The following is a 15,890-nucleotide window of genomic DNA, read 5'->3' on the forward strand; positions in this document are numbered from 1 at the left end:
AATTTTGGCCCGCAGATTACTGCGGGCCTTTTTGCATCTAAGGAATTCTCATGTCCGATGAACGCCCCGCCGAAGGCTTGGCGCAGCGTGCCTTTGATGGCCTGCCCAACATTGCCTTATCTGTCTTATGTTTCTTGATCGCTGCCGGGCACATCTATGTCGCCTTCGATCCGATCATTTCCGAGACACAGCGCAATGCCTATCACTTTGCCGGCTTTGCCTTTTTGGCCGCAGTTTTGCATCCGGCGATATCTGGGGCAACGCGCAGTCGGGGCATGTTGGCGTTTGACCTGTGCTTTGGTGTTTTGATCGCGGCTTCAGCAATCTATCTGCCTTATGCAGAAGACGGCATCTACGACAGAGGCGTAAAGTTTATCGCACTTGATTGGGTTGCGGCTGGCCTATGTATTGTCGGCGCAATTGAACTGACCCGGCGGCTGACAGGTTGGGTCATCCCGATTTTGATCGTCCTTTCGCTCAGCTACATTGGGTTTTGGGGCAAATACATCGGCGGCGTCTTTTCATTCCCGGGCCTTTCATGGGAATCCATCGCATTTCGGTCGATCTATGGCGATGATGCGATGTTCGGAACCATTGCCCGGATTTCATCGACCTATGTGTTCCTATTTATCATTTTTGGCGCATTCTTACTGCGGTCTGGCGCTGGCGATTTCGTGATCAACCTCGCCCGTGCGGTCGCTGGCCGTATGGTCGGCGGTCCCGGCATTGTTGCGGTGATCGCGTCCGGATTGACCGGAACAATTTCTGGATCGGCGGTCGCTAACACCGCGTCCACCGGCGTGATCACGATCCCATTGATGAAGAAAGCAGGCTTTCCACCCAAATTCGCGGGTGGTGTAGAAGCAGCTGCATCCACCGGTGGCCAGCTTATGCCGCCGATCATGGGTGCTGGCGCATTTGTCATGGCGAGCTTCACCCAAATTCCATACGAAACAATCGTCGCAGTCGCTGCCCTGCCCGCCTTGCTCTACTTCCTGTCGGTCACCTTTTTTGTCCGGATCGAAGCGCGCCGTCTCGGCCTCAAGCCAATGGAAAGCGATGGAGAGACGCTTGGTTCTGCATTTGCCAAAGGTGGTGCGAGCTTCGTTATCCCCATCGGTGGATTGATCGGAATGCTGGTTGCCGGGTTTACCCCAGCCTATGCCGCGGTCTTTGGTATCCTCGCAGTGATCGGATCTAGCTGGCTGACCCAGAACCCAATGACCCCACGCGCCGTCATCGAGGCGATGATCATGGGCACCAAGGGCATGATCATGACGGCTGTACTGCTTTGTGCTGTGGGCCTTGTTGTGAACGTCATTGCCACAGCGGGCATCGGCAACACCTTTAGCTTGATGATCGCGAAATGGGCTGGCGGCAATCTATTGATCGCAATCGTCCTGATCGCAATCGCGAGCCTTGTTTTGGGCATGGGGCTGCCCGTGACAGCAGCCTACATCGTTCTCGCGACCCTATCGGCCCCTGCCCTAGCCGGCATGATTAGCGACCGCTTTGTGATCGAGGCTTTGGCCGCAGGTACCTTGGGCGACGCGGGCAACGCGATCTTGATGTTCGGCATCCCCGATCCGTCCGTTTTGGCCGGACACTTGACCAGCGCAGAGGCCGCAGAGATTATCAAAACCCTTCCACTTGAGGTGGCAGCCCCGTTGCGTGATCTCGTTGTGCCGCAAGAGGTTGCAATGGCAGCCCTGTTGTCCGCACATATGATCATCTTTTGGCTGTCACAGGACAGCAACGTGACACCGCCTGTTGCGCTTGCGGCGTTTACGGCTGCGGCTATCGCCAAGGCACCAGCCATGGCCACTGGTTTCGCCAGTTGGAAGCTTGCAAAGGGGCTGTACATCGTACCACTGATGATCGCCTACACACCATTCCTGTCTGGCGACTGGGCCGCGATGATCGTGATCTTTGCGTTTGGCGTTGTCGGCATCTATGCGATCGCTGCCGCGCTGCAAGGATGCATGGAACAGCCCATTAACACGCCCCTTCGCGCAGTGCTGTTGATTGCTGGTGCGGCTTGCATTTGGCCTGCACCTGTCTGGGTCCACCTCATGGCGGCGGTGTTTGTCATTGGGATGCTCGTCTGGAACCGTCAGGGGATTACGCAAGAGGTCTAAGATATGGCACATCAAGGAAGCTGCATGTGCGGCGCGATTTCCTTCACGATCAACGCGGATGTATCAACGGGCAATGCCTGCCACTGCACAAGTTGTCGCAAACAATCTGGGCACTACTGGGCGTCTATCGACGTACCCCGCGATGCCCTGACAATTGAAGGCAATGACCATATCGTTTGGTACCAGTCATCTGAAAAGGTACGTCGTGGGTTTTGTGATACTTGCGGATCAACTCTTTTCTGGGACCCGGTGTTTCGCGATTGGACGTCAGTGGCGATGGGTGCCCTAGATCAGCCCACACAAATGAAGCTGTCGATGCATATCTATGTCAGTGAAAAAGGCGACTATTACGATATCGGTGATGGGTTGCCGCAGAACCAGACATAAAAAAGGGCGGGCCGCACGAAGCAGCCCGCCCTTTTTGTAACTTTTGATCGAATTAGTCTTCGAGTGGAAGCGCCACAAAGCGCGGGTCACCGCCACGACGCACGAGCATCAATAGCGACTTGCGACCGCCATCTTTGGCTTCTTGGATGCGGCCCTCAAGGTCAGCAACCGTAGTTACCGCCTGCTGGCCAGCTTCGGTGATCACGTCACCTTCTAGCAGACCTTTTGAAGCAGCTTCCGAAGTTGGGTCGATCGCTGTGATGACAAGCCCAGTCTCTACGTTCAGGCCGTATTGCTCTGTCAGCTCTGGGGTGATTTCTGACAATGCAAGACCCAAGACATCCGAAGATTCAGGTGCTTCTTCAGCTTCACCCGAAGCGGGGAAAGCCACCGCCTCTGATGTTTCACGACGTCCTAGAACAACAGTCAGTTGCTCCATGTCGCCATTGCGCAGAACTTCGACAGGGACTTCTTTGCCAACAGGCGAGTTGCCAACAATGCGCACGAGTTCACGAGTGTCCTCGATTGCAATACCATCAAAGTTAACGATCACGTCGCCAGACAGCATCCCGGCATCTTCGGCAGGTCCAGCTGGCACATCTGTAACCAAAGCACCACGAGCAAGATCAAGACCATCGATCGCGTCAATCATATCAGGTGTCACATCTTGAATGCGGACACCCAACCATCCACGGCGAGTTTCACCGAATTCTTGAAGCTGCTCAACAACGTTCTCGACAACTGCAGAGGACATAGCAAAACCGATACCGATCGAACCACCATTAGGTGATAGGATCGCTGTGTTCACACCAACGACCTGACCATCCATGTTGAACAGCGGCCCACCAGAGTTACCACGGTTAATCGCGGCATCAGTCTGGATGTAGTCGTCGTAGGTACCCTGAAGCGAACGGTTGCGCGCCGACACGATACCCGCCGAAACAGAGAACCCCTGCCCCAGCGGGTTACCCACGGCCATAACCCAATCGCCCACGCGTGCGCCTTCGGCGTTGCTATCGCCGAATTCAACGTATGGCAGGTTTTCAAGATCAACCTTTAGAACCGCGATGTCAGTGTTTGGGTCTGTGCCGATCAGTTCGGCAGGAACGCCCGGTTCGCCACCAGGATAGAATTCGATCAAGATTTCATCAGCACCTTCAATCACGTGATTGTTAGTGACGATGTAACCGTCAGCCGAGATAACAAAACCAGATCCCAAAGCCGAAGAACGGCGGGCACCCGGCCCTTGGCCCGGGCCACGGTCAAGATCATCAAAGAAATCTTCGAACGGTGACCCTTCTGGCAGCAGACCTTGTGGACCTGTCCGGCCGGCGATCACAGTCGAAGTCGTAATGTTTACAACTGATGGGCTTACTTGTTCAGCCAATTCAGCGAACGTCTGAGGACGCTCTTGTGCGTAAGTCGCTGTAACCTGTGCAAGGACAAAGGCCACGGCCAATGTCAGTGCCGCAAAACCCGCGATAAGCAAGCGGCGCGCTTGCCCCTGATCTTGCTGAATTGCGATTACCTTTGATTCCACGGGCATTACTCCTTGTTATGGTAGAAGACGCACATCGCTGGCGCCCAGTCTTTGCATTGTTCTATGTAGGAACAAAAACATTCAACACAAACTATTTCACCAGCCTGTGAACTTTTAACATAAATCTGAAAGAAAAGGGCCAGCGCAATGGCTGGCCCTTTGAATTTGCGCTCATAGCGTCACATTATTCAGACGCGGCGTTGCCCGTATCGGACTTGAGATATTCAAAGAACTCATTGTCCGGCGACAGAACCATCGTTGCATTACCCGTTTGCAACGACCGTTCATACGCGGTCATCGAGCGATAAAACTCGAAAAATTCTGGGTTCGCGCCAAAGGCATTCGCAAAAATTTCGTTGCGCCGTGCATCTGCCTCACCTTGTGTAATCTGACTTTGGCGTCCCGCATCAGACACGAGCTCGATCACGGTCCGGTCGGCACCCGCTTGGATACGCAGCGCAGCTTCATTACCACGTGCGATTTCATCGGCCGCTTCACGTTCCCGCTCCGCCTTCATCCGTTCGTAGGTCGCGTTGAGGTTTTCCGGTGGCAAATCTGTGCGCTTGAGACGCACGTCAATCAGTTCGAGCCCCAGCCCCCGTGCTTCTGGGATCGCATCATTACGGATACGCAACATCAGTGCCGCGCGGTCCGTTGATAGGATGTCGTTGCTCGCAACCGTCCCAAGTACATTGCGGGTTTTGTCTCGCAAAATACCATCAAGACGTTCAGCAGCGCGTGCTTCGGCACCGTCACCAACAGCACGACGGAACTGTTCAACGTCCGAAATCCGATATCTTGCGAACGCATCGACCACGAGGCGGCGATCATCCGAAGGGGTTACTTCAAGTGGATCGAGATCGCGGCTCAGGATACGATCGTCATAGCGAACAACATCTTGGAACACCGGAATTTTCATATAGAGGCCCGGCTCTGTTTTAACGGAAACGATCTGACCAAATTGTAGAACGAGAGCTTTTTGACGCTCATCAACGATGAACAGTGACGACATCACACCGATGATAGCCACTGCTATGGCGGGCAGAATAAATGCTGACTTCTTCATTAGTTCGAGCCTCCAGTTTTGTTACTGCGCAGTTCATTCAACGGTAGGTACGGAACGACCCCCGACCCTCCCTGGGCACCCTCATCCAATAAAATGATATCAGTCCCCCCCAAAACACGTTCCATTGTTTCAAGGTATAGGCGCTTACGCGTCACTTCCGGTGCGCGTTCATATTCCGCTAAGACAGCGGAGAAACGGCTGGCTTCACCTTCCGCCTCATTAACCACTCGGGCCCGGTAACCTTCAGCTTGCTCAAGAATTTGAGCCGCTTCACCACGAGCTTCGGCGACCACCCGGTTCGCATATGCGTCAGCTACGTTTTGAACCCTATCCCGTTCCTGCTCTGCGTCCTGCACCTTACGAAAAGACGCGATCACGGGTTCAGGCGGATCAGCTTTGTTAAAGTTCACACGCACGATTTTGACACCTGAGTTATATGAATCCAGTGTCAGTTGAATCTCATCAGTCAAGCGTTCGGCAATAGACCCACGGTCACGGTTCAAGATTGGTGCAAGCTGGCTCTGCGCAATAATTTCACGCATTGCGGACTCTGCGACAGCTGCAATAGTTTGCGGCGGATCAGCGAGGTTAAAGAGATAAAGTTCGAGATCTGAAATATTCCAAACCACTTGGAAGTCGATATCGACAATATTTTCATCGCCAGTCAACATCAGACCAGCATCAAGACCAGATCGGCTGGTACCGATATCGATACTGCGTTCAGTTGTGACAGCTTGAATTTCATGGCTCACCAGCGGCCATGGCGCAAAGTTCAAACCTTCTCCATTGGTTTCAAGGTGTTTGCCGAACAGAAGCTCAACCGCTTGTTCTTCGGGCTTCACAGTATAGACAGAGGCAAGTACCCATAACGCAACGGCTCCAAACACGCCCAGACCAACCATGCCACGTGTGATTTCGGGTCCTCCATCGCTTCCGCCACCGCTTGTGGGACGATTACCACGATTGTCATTGCGACCGCCCATCAGAACGCGCAGTTGTTCGCGGCCTTTGTTTACCAGCTCATCGATTTCGGGGATGCCAGCACCGTCGTTACTTGGCTTGCGTCCGCCACCACGGTTGCGATCATCATCACCGCCCCCGCCATTGTTACCGCCGCCGCCCCACGGGCCACCTGAATTTCCTGCCATGTTCTGTCTCAGCTTCCCTTATTCTTCACCCATCACGATGGGTTTTCATAATGCCATGTGTGCCCCAAACCTGCAAAATCAAGCAGTCCGGACAGGTTCCTTCATCGTAACAAGCTCTTCTGCCATCGTTGGATGGACCGCTACTGTACGATCAAAATCTTCTTTCGTCGCCCCCATCTTTACGGCAATGCCGACAAGTTGGATCAATTCGCCAGCGTGATCTGACACGATGTGACAGCCAAGCACCTTACGGGTGTCGGCGCAGACGATCAGTTTCATCAATACGCGATCTTCACGCCCTGCGAACGAATGGTTCATCGGTTTAAACGACGAACAGTATACTTCGATCGGGCCTTGCTCGGCTGCTTGTTCTTCGGTTAGGCCAACTGTGCCCAATTCAGGCTGCGTGAAGACAGCAGATGGGATCAAGTCATGATCAACTGGTGTCGGATTACCTTTAAACACGGTTTCGACAAAGGCCATGCCTTCGCGAATAGCGACTGGTGTCAGTTGAACCCGATCAGTCACATCACCGATTGCGTAAATCGACGGCACCTTGGTCTGGCTATATTCATCGACGATGATCTCGCCTTTACGACCAAGCGCCACGCCAAGGTTTTCCAAACCCATACCATCAGTATTTGGCGCGCGGCCGGTCGCAAACATCACCTGATCATAGACTTGTTCGTTACCATTTGTGGCCTTCACCCAAATCCCATGACCAGCGGCCTTGCCCGGCATCGGCGCAGGTTTGCCTCCATCCATCAGCGTACCACCGTCAATACCTTTCAGGTCGTTTTCGGTCGCTGCCCGCATTTCGACAACATTTGTGCCCAGATGCAAATCAACGCCCTTGGCGCGCATCCCTTCCGCGACTAGCCCACGGGCCTCATCATCGAAACCGCGAAGGATCTGTGCACCGCGGTAGAACTGCGTTACCTTAACGCCCAAGCCGTTCAAAATACCCGCAAATTCAGATGCGATATAACCACCGCCCACGATCAAGATCGATTTTGGCAGCTCTTCAAGATTGAAAATCTCGTTCGAGGTAATGCCAAGTTCGGCGCCGGGCATGTCAGGCACAACCGGACGTCCACCTGTCGCAACCAAGATTTGCTTTGCTGTGATTTCCTGACCTGTGGAGAGGGTCACGGTATGTGCATCTTTAACCGTTGCACGGGCGTCGAAAATTTCGACATTCGATCCCTTCAACAGCTTGCGGTAAATGCCCTCAAGCCGTTCAAGTTCCGCATCCAATTTGCCACGGAAGCGGGACCAATCAAAATCACCGTCATCCAAGTCCCAGCCGTATGAACGCGCGTCTTCAAACATCTCGGAATAACCGGATGCGAAGACCATCAATTTCTTGGGAACACAGCCACGGATGACACAAGTGCCCCCCATGCGGAATTCCTCTGCCAGTGCGACTTTGGCACCGTTTGCTGCGGCCACGCGGCCTGCGCGCACCCCGCCCGAGCCACCACCAATGACAAAAAGGTCATAGTCAAAAGTCATCTATAGGCTCCATCCGTGTCAGCGCTGATCAAAGACTTACTCGTCCAAGTCAGTGAAAATATTGTCATCGTCGCGCAGATCAAACCGCACGACCTCGTCAGTGTCATTGCTAATGTCACGCACATCAACGCGCCCGTCACCGTGTCCAACAATCACAACGTCACAGATATCTATGAACAGCCCGTTTTCAACCAAGCCCGGAATTTGATTAAGCGCGAGGCTAAGCTGATACGGGTTACCGATGCGTTTCAGGTGCAGGTCAAAGATAAAATTACCCTCGTCCGAGATGAACGGTTTGTCGCCATCCATCCGTTGGGTCACTTCGCGGCCCAGCACATCCATACCGATCAAAGTCTCTTCAATCAGTTTTTTGGTGATCTTCGCACCAAAGGGGATCACCTCGACGGGCAGAGGGAACGCGCCCAATGTGTCGACTTTTTTGCTGGCATCAGCGATAACAATCATCCGGTCACTTGCTGTTGCAACCACTTTTTCTTGAAGATGCGCACCACCGCCGCCTTTGATCAGGGTAAGATCTTTGTCGTATTCGTCAGTGCCATCGATGGTTAGATCCAACCATTTGGCATCATCCAAAGTGATGACTTCGATCCCAACCTTACGGGCAAGGTTCGCTGTGCGGGTCGATGTCGGAACACCTTTGATCCGGAGCCCTTCCTCACGGACCATTTCACCCAAGCACTGTACCAACCAAGCAGCAGTAGATCCGGTTCCCAAACCGACCTTCATGCCGGATTCGACGTATTCCGTCGCTTGCTTTGCCGCAAGAAATTTCGCCCTGTCGATCGGTGACAATTCACTAGCCATCTAAACATTCCCCCAAAAGTCCTGCGAACTTATAGGCAAGATATGAACAGGGTGCGAGACCCCAATTGCTGTTATTATTCTTGGGCTTGATACGTTTTTCGAAAGAAGACGTCGTATTTGGGCAGTCCAGAACAATGTCATCAGCTAAGCTTTGGACATGGAAAACGCATTACGCCTTCACTACGCCCCCGACAACGCATCACTCTGTGTTCGCCTTGTTTTGGAAGAAATGGCCCTGCCGTTCGAAACGGTATTGGTTGACCGTAGCACATCAGCACAAAAGTCTGCGCAATATTTGGCAATGAATCCAAATGGTTTGATCCCGGTTCTTGAAACGCCGCATGGCCCGATGTTTGAAACTGCGGCAATTTTGCTCTGGCTTGCCGACCGCGAAAAAATGATGGTCCCCGCGCCGGACACCCCTGAACGCTCGCATGCATTGCAATGGCTATTCTGGCTCTCAAACACATTTCATGCGTCGCTGCGGATGTTGTTCTATCCGGACAAATACACGCGCAAAGCTTCTGACACACTGCGCGAAATGACGCGTGAACGGCTTGTCGCGCAGCTTGATATGCTTGAAGCCGCGCAATCCGTGCCGTGGCGCGACAGCCAAGACGTAACGATTCACGCCTGTTATCTTGCGCCGCTTTTGAGGTGGTGCGCACTTTATGGTGGATCAACCGAATGGTTCGATCTTAGCCGCTGGCCCAAACTCCATGCCTTCGCCCAACGGTTTGAGACCCGCCCAGCCGTTGTTCGCGCAGCAAAGGCCGAAGGTCTAGGACCAACGCCAATCTCGGCCCCATCACCTTGCTGCCCACCCGAAGGGACCGCGCTGTAATGTTTTTGTCCGTGTTTGATATGTTCAAAGTGGGTGTTGGCCCTTCATCATCACATACAATTGGCCCCATGGTTGCCGCAGCGCGGTTTCTGGACCACCTGCGCGCACAGCCGTTCAAAGTGGTGGGCCTGCGGGCGTCACTACACGGCAGTTTGGCTTTTACCGGGGTCGGCCATGCAACGGATCGCGCGGTAATCCTTGGGCTCGCGGGGCTCCGCTCTGACGACTACGACGCGGACAAGGCCGAGGCTGAGCTTAGTCGGATCAAAGCCGAAAGAACCGTTACACCAGAAGGTCTTGGCAGCCTGCGTTTTAGTCCCCCGGAAGATTTGCTGTTTGACTATGGCCCGGCGCTGCCTGGGCATTCCAACGGCCTCATTTTGGCAGGAACAGATGCGCAGGGCGATATACTTACCCAAGTGACTTACTATTCGATTGGCGGTGGTTTTGTCTTGACCGAGGCAGAGCTAAACGCGGGCAAGGACACCGATGACGGCCCGACCGTCCCCTTTCCGTTCCACAGCGCGGACGAAATGATGCGCATGGCGGCGACATCGGGAAAATCAATCGCGGCAATGAAGCGCGCGAACGAACTATCGCGGATGCCGAACGCTGACCTTGATCGTGGTCTTGCGCGGATATGGGAGGTGATGAACACCTGCATTGATCGCGGACTGACCACCGACGGCACGCTGCCCGGCGGGTTAAACGTACGGCGTCGCGCCAAAGGTATCTATGATGCCTTGATGGCCGAACGCGGCATGAACCTAACCGCGCCACATACGATCAACGACTACATGTCGACCTACGCCATGGCCGTGAACGAAGAAAACGCAGCCGGAGGTCAGGTCGTGACTGCCCCAACAAATGGGGCAGCAGGCGTTGTACCTGCGACAATCCGCTATTGGCTAGATCACGTGCCCGGCGCAACCAGCGCTCGCGTGCCCGAATTTCTGCTGACCGCTGCAGCTGTTGGTGGTCTGATCAAATTCAACGCCTCTATTTCCGGTGCCGAATGCGGATGCCAAGCCGAAGTCGGCAGTGCGGCCGCAATGGCTGCCGCAGGTCTGGCTGCTGTTTTGGGTGGCACACCTGAACAAGTCGAAAACGCTGCCGAAATCGCGTTAGAGCACCATCTTGGAATGACCTGCGACCCGGTCAAAGGGTTGGTCCAAGTCCCATGCATCGAACGTAATGGATTGGGCGCGATCAAGGCAGTGTCAGCCGCGTCCCTTGCCTTGCGTGGGGACGGACAACACCTTGTGTCACTAGATGTGGCTGTGGAAACGATGCGCCAAACCGGTGTTGATATGTCAGAGAAATACAAGGAAACCGCGCTTGGCGGTTTGGCGGTGAATGTCCCTAACTGCTGATCGACCATTTCTTGGCATCATGCTGATGCTTGCGTTTTGCGTCTTGGCCCCCTTAGGCGATAGCCTCGCCAAACTATTAGGTGGGACTGTGTCGCTAGGCGTGCTGGTTTTTGCGCGATTTGCGGTGCAAGCCATAATACTGTTGCCGCTGGTTTGGCATAGCAAATCAGGGTTAGCACTGCCCAAAGGCACAATAGGCTGGACATTACTGCGCACCCTTTTGCACATCGCTGGCATCGGACTAATGTTTAGCGCACTTCGATACCTGCCTCTTGCCGATGCGCTGGCCATTGCGTTCGTGATGCCGTTCATCATGCTTTTGCTAGGTTATTTCGTGATGGGCGAAGATGTAGGCGCGCATCGCATGGCGGCCTGTGCGGTGGGTTTCATCGGCACTCTTTTAGTAATCCAACCCAACTTTGTGGCGGTCGGGTTCCCTGCGCTACTCCCCCTCGGCGTCGCGATCATATTTGCGCTTTTCATGATGGTTACGCGACGACTGGCGCAAAGAATCGATCCAATCAAGCTTCAGGCAATTAGCGGCGTACAGGCTTGCATCATGCTCTTGCCTGTTTTGGCGCTATCGGCATTAAACCATAAACTCGCGATGACACCGGGTACTTGGTCGATGCTGTTGTTGTTGGGGATCGTCGGCACATCAGCACATCTATTCATGACTTGGAGCTTACGGTTCGCGCCTGCGTCGACGCTCGCGCCAATGCAGTATCTAGAAATCCCATTTGGCACGATGATCGGCTGGGTGATCTTTGCTGATCTACCCAACGGATTGGCTGGTCTCGGCATATGTATCACCGTGGCAGCAGGGCTTTACATCATCGCGCGCGAACGGCGGCTTTCATTGCAGACGCCAAAAACTCCACCGGCAGTGTAATCAACAGCGGACCATCCGCGTGGATTGTCACATCGCCCGCCACCTCGTTCGAAGAGCTAATGAAACCTGTCGGGTGCATCTGTTTGTCCTCAAATGGCCAACGCAATCCGGTCGCTGTTACCCTGCATTCCGCCAGTGGCATCAATGACATACGCGTTCCAATTGGCGAACTTAGCCTCGTCATCCCTTGCGTTGCGACAAAGCAAATGTCGGTATCGTCCAGCAAGACGACCGCGCGGTCCGAATAACGGGCAAGCACATTCAAAACTGCCAAGGTATGATCCATGCGTCCGCCCGTAAAACCAACGGCCAGTACGACTGGGGCCTCAACACGACTAAGCGCCTTTTCAAAGTCCGTCGTATCCTGTTCCGGTATGTGATGGGTCAGATCAGCAAATGTGGCACGCGCGGTCAAAGAGATACTATCAAGATCACCAATGACTGCAGCAGGTGAAATACCCGCTGCTAACAAATGATTAGCCCCGCCATCCACGGCCACAAATTGATCAACCAACGGTAAAATGGACGTAATCGTATCGTCATGCACCCTTGCACCACCGACCAAGCAGATCGTATGGTTACTCGAAACAATCCTATTCAGAGACAATGATTCAACCCTCATTCACAAACATTCCCCCAAAAGGTCACAAAATGATCCTGAATGTAACCTCATCCTCATCGTGAATAGGTACAATCGTCAATCGAGCAGACGGCCACGAAAAACCGAAGAAAGCGCATCATCTATGACCAAGAGCAACCAGATTTTAGATGTCTCCTATGGAACCTTTTCCTGCCGACTAGAAGGGTTCGAGGATTCGGTTGAAACGATGAAGACCGTCGTATCCTACTTCCACGAACTCGCCGGCCATGATCGCTTCATGGATGTTGAGCCGCAAGCACCAGACATGGAAACGCTTGCGCTGCTAACCGCAGAGCAGGCTGGAACGGACGTCGAAATCGCTGGCGAAGGTCAGAACGTAAGCCTGCGCGCAGCGCCCGAAGAGGACGAACTTGCAGCTGATGACGAAGTAGAGGCTTTTGCAGAAGACGAAGAATTTGTCGCTGAAGACGAAATCCTTAGCGACGACGACGCTGACCTAGACGCTGAAAACATCGTAGCTGCCGATGACGAAGCCGATATCGAGGATGACGAAGACCCCATTTCGCTGACTGCCGAAGATGACGACAGCGACGATGAGGCATTTGACGACGATGATTTCACCAACATCACCGACGAAGAAGAATACGTTGAAGACCTAGAAGACGAAGAAGAACCACTTCAGGCTGAAACACTGGCTGAATCTGATGACATCGACGAAGTAGACGAAGAAGAAAGCATTGCCGCCAAACTGCAGCGCATTCGCGCAGTTGTTGGTCGTGGCCATGTTCAGGCACCAGCTGCTGAGCCTTCCGCCGAAGCTGACGATGCAGATGGCGCCATCGAAGAAGATGACGAAGAAGTACCTGTAAACCCGCTCGCCCAGCGATTGGCCGACCTTGCAAAACGCAACGTAGAACTGGCCGCCGCTGACGCCGCGGCTGAAGAGGCAGCAGCGGCCGAAGCTGAAGAAGCTGCAGAGGAAGAACTCGGCGACGACTTTGAAGAATTCGAAGATGAGGTTGTCGCAGACGAAGACGAGATTGAGGCGGTAGCCGAAGCCGAGCCTGAAGAAGATGACGCTGGTCCGCTTGTGTTGACTGCCGCTCCTGCAGCCGATGAAGACGACGAAGAAGAAGATCACTTCGAGCTTCAAGGCGAAGAAGTTGCTGAAGAGGCTGAAGACCACGAAGAACATCGCTCAAAGCGCGACGACCTTGCTGGCACGCCTGAGTCTGCGATGAGCCGCATTCTGATGCAGACTGATGAGCGCCTGAACGAACCGGAAGGCCGCCGTCACCGCGATGCGTTTGCACAGCTCAAGGCAGCAGTTGCCGCAACCGAAGCAGCCCGCCAACTGGGTGACGAAGGTCCAACCGATGAAAAAGGCGATGCATTCCGCGAAGACTTAGGGGCGCATGAAGCAGAAATCCAAAGCGAAGCACGTGAATCCGCGCCACTGCGCCTTGTTCCTTCGCAACGTGCTGCGGAAGAGGATAAGCCTGTCGACGCAGCGGCCGAACGCCTGCGCCGGATCGCATCTAAAAAGGACTCTGGTGGTGGATCATCCGCTGGTGGCTTTGCCGAGTTCGCACAGCAACAAGGTGCGACTGAGTTGGGTGACCTGCTAGAAGCAGCAGCAGCCTATATCGCATTTGTCGAAGGTGACGACGATTTCTCGCGCCCACAGGTCATGAAGAAGGTCCAAAGCGCAACAGCACAGGAGATCAGCCGCGAAGACGGGCTGCGTTCATTTGGTCGCCTGCTACGCCAAAGCAAGATCGTGAAGCTGAACAACGGCCGTTTCCAAGTTGCCGAAAACACTCGGTTCCGGCCAAACGGTACTTCGGCATAAGCTGACAGCATAACGAAAAAAGGCGAGGATTAATCCTCGCCTTTTTTGTTTTAGACACTTGGGGTTAGTCGTTTTGATCGGGGTCGGCTTGGCCTATCCCCTTGAACACCCATTTCAGCGGAAAAATCCAACCAACGCCAAGCAGTACGTAGATCAACAGCTCAACGGGTTTCGCAAAGCCCGGCGCGATGTTCATCATGGTGACAGCCAGCACGATGTAAGCCGGCAAGCCAATCACCAGAATGAAAAGCGCAAGACGCTTGCGGGCTTTGTATCCCATTGCCATCAGTCCGAGAATGGATCGGTAACGAGGATCGTATCTTCGCGCTCAGGCGAGGTTGATACCAGAGCCACTGGGCATTCGATCAGCTCCTCGATCCGACGAACGTATTTGATCGCCTGCGCTGGCAGATCAGCCCAAGACCGTGCGCCTTCGGTAGATTCGGACCAGCCTTCGATTTCTTCATAGACCGGTGTGCAGCGCGCCTGTTCGTCAGCAGCTGTCGGAAGGTAATCAAGTGATTTGCCGTCCAGTTCATAGCCCACACAGATTTTCAGTGTTTCAAAACCATCAAGAACGTCCAGTTTGGTCAATGAAATACCTGACACGCCAGATGTCGCACAGGTTTGACGTACAAGGCAGGCATCAAACCAACCACAACGGCGCTTGCGGCCTGTTGTAGTACCAAATTCATGGCCGCGTTCACCAAGACGCTGACCATCAGCGTCGTCCAGTTCAGTTGGGAACGGGCCTTCGCCGACGCGTGTGGTGTAGGCCTTTACGATACCCAGCACATAGTCAATCGCGTTCGGGCCAACACCGACACCTGTCGCGGCTTGCCCTGCAATAACGTTTGAAGACGTCACGAATGGGTAAGTGCCAAAGTCGATGTCAAGCAAAGCACCTTGTGCGCCTTCAAATAGGATTCGCTTGCCAGCTTTGCGCTTTTCATTCAGCACTTTCCACACAGGTGCTGCATAAGGCAGAATGTGTTGAGCAACCTCTTTGAGATCTGCGATCAAACTGTCGCGGTCGACTGGTGCAATGCCTAGCCCCTTGCGCAGTGGGTCATGGTGCTGCAACGCACGATCAACGCGCGCCTCAAGCGTCGCCATATCGGCTAGATCAGCGACGCGGACAGAGCGGCGACCAACCTTATCTTCGTATGCAGGGCCAATACCACGGCCAGTCGTGCCGATTTTGGTTCCCTTCGAAGATGCCTCTTCGCGGGCACGGTCCAATTCACCGTGGATCGGAAGGATAAGTGGTGTATTTTCCGCAATCATCAGTGTTTCAGGTGTAATCGACACACCTTGCGCACGGATGGTTTCGATTTCTTTCAGCAGGTGCCAAGGATCCAGCACAACGCCGTTACCGATGACAGACAGCTTACCACCCCGCACAACACCGGACGGAAGCGCGTGCAGTTTGTAAACTTCACCGTCTACAACCAGCGTATGGCCTGCGTTGTGTCCGCCTTGAAAACGCGCAATGACGTCCGCACGTTCTGAAAGCCAATCAACGATTTTGCCTTTGCCTTCGTCGCCCCATTGGGCACCAACGACCACCACATTTGCCATAAGAATACTGTCCTTTTTGAACTTCGTGCCCCCTATATCGTTGCGCGGCTGCTGGGGGAACCGCAAATTTGCGCCCATTGGCTGGACAGCCCCTATTCAGGTCGGCATTGTCAGCGTCGAAATACAAA

The 15,890-nt window shown here is 54.0% G+C and carries 14 protein-coding genes; 6 read left to right on the forward strand and 8 right to left on the reverse strand.

Annotated elements, in window-relative coordinates; translation table 11 throughout:
* Positions 1 to 50 precede the first annotated feature (50 nt).
* The gene (locus tag ACHUEV_RS02585; RefSeq protein WP_394177501.1) at positions 51 to 2,138 is read left to right on the forward strand and encodes a TRAP transporter permease; all 2,088 of its coding nucleotides are present in this window, start codon (positions 51 to 53) and stop codon (positions 2,136 to 2,138) included.
* 3 nt (positions 2,139 to 2,141) lie between these two features.
* Positions 2,142 to 2,525, forward strand: coding sequence for a GFA family protein (locus ACHUEV_RS02590; RefSeq protein WP_106356729.1), 384 nt, complete (start codon positions 2,142 to 2,144; stop codon positions 2,523 to 2,525).
* 52 nt (positions 2,526 to 2,577) lie between these two features.
* Here the strand turns inward: ACHUEV_RS02590 and ACHUEV_RS02595 are convergent, their stop codons facing one another.
* The 5 genes from ACHUEV_RS02595 to rpiA form a co-directional block, all read right to left on the reverse strand.
* Positions 2,578 to 4,071, reverse strand: a complete 1,494-nt coding sequence (locus ACHUEV_RS02595; RefSeq protein ID WP_394177502.1) for a Do family serine endopeptidase — start codon at positions 4,069 to 4,071, stop codon at positions 2,578 to 2,580.
* A gap of 178 nt (positions 4,072 to 4,249) precedes the next feature.
* Positions 4,250 to 5,131 (reverse strand): protease modulator HflC, encoded by an 882-nt coding sequence (gene hflC / locus ACHUEV_RS02600; RefSeq protein ID WP_394177503.1) that lies wholly within the window; start codon positions 5,129 to 5,131, stop codon positions 4,250 to 4,252.
* Positions 5,131 to 6,279, reverse strand: coding sequence for an FtsH protease activity modulator HflK (hflK, locus tag ACHUEV_RS02605; protein ID WP_394177504.1), 1,149 nt, complete (start codon positions 6,277 to 6,279; stop codon positions 5,131 to 5,133). The genes hflC and hflK overlap by 1 nt, the downstream gene beginning before the upstream one ends.
* 78 nt (positions 6,280 to 6,357) lie before the next feature.
* Positions 6,358 to 7,794, reverse strand: a complete 1,437-nt coding sequence (locus ACHUEV_RS02610) for an FAD-dependent oxidoreductase (protein WP_394177505.1) — start codon at positions 7,792 to 7,794, stop codon at positions 6,358 to 6,360.
* Positions 7,795 to 7,830: 36 nt separating this feature from the next.
* A complete protein-coding gene (gene rpiA / locus ACHUEV_RS02615; RefSeq protein ID WP_394177506.1) occupies positions 7,831 to 8,619 on the reverse strand; it encodes a ribose-5-phosphate isomerase RpiA in 789 nt (262 codons plus the stop codon).
* Positions 8,620 to 8,776: 157 nt separating this feature from the next.
* On the opposite strand from rpiA, the gene ACHUEV_RS02620 reads away from it, so the two are divergent.
* From ACHUEV_RS02620 to ACHUEV_RS02630, 3 genes are read left to right on the forward strand one after another with little or no spacing between them, the layout of a single operon-like run.
* Positions 8,777 to 9,463, forward strand: coding sequence for a glutathione S-transferase family protein (locus ACHUEV_RS02620; protein WP_394177507.1), 687 nt, complete (start codon positions 8,777 to 8,779; stop codon positions 9,461 to 9,463).
* Positions 9,463 to 10,836 (forward strand): L-serine ammonia-lyase, encoded by a 1,374-nt coding sequence (locus ACHUEV_RS02625; protein WP_394177508.1) that lies wholly within the window; start codon positions 9,463 to 9,465, stop codon positions 10,834 to 10,836. Before ACHUEV_RS02620 ends, ACHUEV_RS02625 begins: the two co-directional genes overlap by 1 nt.
* Entirely contained in the window at positions 10,820 to 11,728 is a 909-nt protein-coding gene (locus ACHUEV_RS02630; RefSeq protein ID WP_394177509.1) for a DMT family transporter, read from the forward strand. Before ACHUEV_RS02625 ends, ACHUEV_RS02630 begins: the two co-directional genes overlap by 17 nt.
* On the opposite strand, the gene ACHUEV_RS02635 is transcribed toward ACHUEV_RS02630, so the two are convergent.
* Positions 11,670 to 12,350 carry a thiamine diphosphokinase gene (locus tag ACHUEV_RS02635; protein WP_394177510.1) on the reverse strand — a complete coding sequence of 227 codons (681 nt, stop codon included), beginning with the start codon at positions 12,348 to 12,350 and terminating at the stop codon, positions 11,670 to 11,672. The genes ACHUEV_RS02630 and ACHUEV_RS02635 overlap by 59 nt on opposite strands.
* Before the next feature lie 205 nt (positions 12,351 to 12,555).
* Here ACHUEV_RS02635 and ACHUEV_RS02640 point away from each other — a divergent pair, with 205 nt between their 5' ends.
* Entirely contained in the window at positions 12,556 to 14,181 is a 1,626-nt protein-coding gene (locus ACHUEV_RS02640; RefSeq protein WP_394177511.1) for a hypothetical protein, read from the forward strand.
* A 64-nt stretch (positions 14,182 to 14,245) separates the two neighbouring features.
* Here ACHUEV_RS02640 and ACHUEV_RS02645 read toward each other — a convergent pair whose 3' ends face one another.
* The gene (locus ACHUEV_RS02645; RefSeq protein WP_394177512.1) at positions 14,246 to 14,461 is read right to left on the reverse strand and encodes a DUF2842 domain-containing protein; all 216 of its coding nucleotides are present in this window, start codon (positions 14,459 to 14,461) and stop codon (positions 14,246 to 14,248) included.
* 5 nt (positions 14,462 to 14,466) lie between these two features.
* Positions 14,467 to 15,762 carry an adenylosuccinate synthase gene (locus ACHUEV_RS02650; RefSeq protein ID WP_394177514.1) on the reverse strand — a complete coding sequence of 432 codons (1,296 nt, stop codon included), beginning with the start codon at positions 15,760 to 15,762 and terminating at the stop codon, positions 14,467 to 14,469.
* Positions 15,763 to 15,890 lie beyond the last annotated feature (128 nt).

The organism is Yoonia maritima (assembly GCF_043641945.1).
Taxonomy (GTDB): domain Bacteria; phylum Pseudomonadota; class Alphaproteobacteria; order Rhodobacterales; family Rhodobacteraceae; genus Yoonia; species Yoonia maritima_B.

What these genes read in the sequence shown, in the direction of transcription:
- ACHUEV_RS02585 (WP_394177501.1), top strand. Translation starts at nt 51, where the DNA reads ATGTCCGATGAACGCCCCGCCGAAGGCTTGGCGCAGCGTGCCTTTGAT.
- ACHUEV_RS02590 (WP_106356729.1), top strand. Translation starts at nt 2,142, where the DNA reads ATGGCACATCAAGGAAGCTGCATGTGCGGCGCGATTTCCTTCACGATC.
- ACHUEV_RS02595 (WP_394177502.1), bottom strand. Translation starts at nt 4,071, where the DNA reads ATGCCCGTGGAATCAAAGGTAATCGCAATTCAGCAAGATCAGGGGCAA.
- hflC (WP_394177503.1), bottom strand. Translation starts at nt 5,131, where the DNA reads ATGAAGAAGTCAGCATTTATTCTGCCCGCCATAGCAGTGGCTATCATC.
- hflK (WP_394177504.1), bottom strand. Translation starts at nt 6,279, where the DNA reads ATGGCAGGAAATTCAGGTGGCCCGTGGGGCGGCGGCGGTAACAATGGC.
- ACHUEV_RS02610 (WP_394177505.1), bottom strand. Translation starts at nt 7,794, where the DNA reads ATGACTTTTGACTATGACCTTTTTGTCATTGGTGGTGGCTCGGGCGGG.
- rpiA (WP_394177506.1), bottom strand. Translation starts at nt 8,619, where the DNA reads ATGGCTAGTGAATTGTCACCGATCGACAGGGCGAAATTTCTTGCGGCA.
- ACHUEV_RS02620 (WP_394177507.1), top strand. Translation starts at nt 8,777, where the DNA reads ATGGAAAACGCATTACGCCTTCACTACGCCCCCGACAACGCATCACTC.
- ACHUEV_RS02625 (WP_394177508.1), top strand. Translation starts at nt 9,463, where the DNA reads ATGTTTTTGTCCGTGTTTGATATGTTCAAAGTGGGTGTTGGCCCTTCA.
- ACHUEV_RS02630 (WP_394177509.1), top strand. Translation starts at nt 10,820, where the DNA reads ATGTCCCTAACTGCTGATCGACCATTTCTTGGCATCATGCTGATGCTT.
- ACHUEV_RS02635 (WP_394177510.1), bottom strand. Translation starts at nt 12,350, where the DNA reads ATGAGGGTTGAATCATTGTCTCTGAATAGGATTGTTTCGAGTAACCAT.
- ACHUEV_RS02640 (WP_394177511.1), top strand. Translation starts at nt 12,556, where the DNA reads ATGAAGACCGTCGTATCCTACTTCCACGAACTCGCCGGCCATGATCGC.
- ACHUEV_RS02645 (WP_394177512.1), bottom strand. Translation starts at nt 14,461, where the DNA reads ATGGGATACAAAGCCCGCAAGCGTCTTGCGCTTTTCATTCTGGTGATT.
- ACHUEV_RS02650 (WP_394177514.1), bottom strand. Translation starts at nt 15,762, where the DNA reads ATGGCAAATGTGGTGGTCGTTGGTGCCCAATGGGGCGACGAAGGCAAA.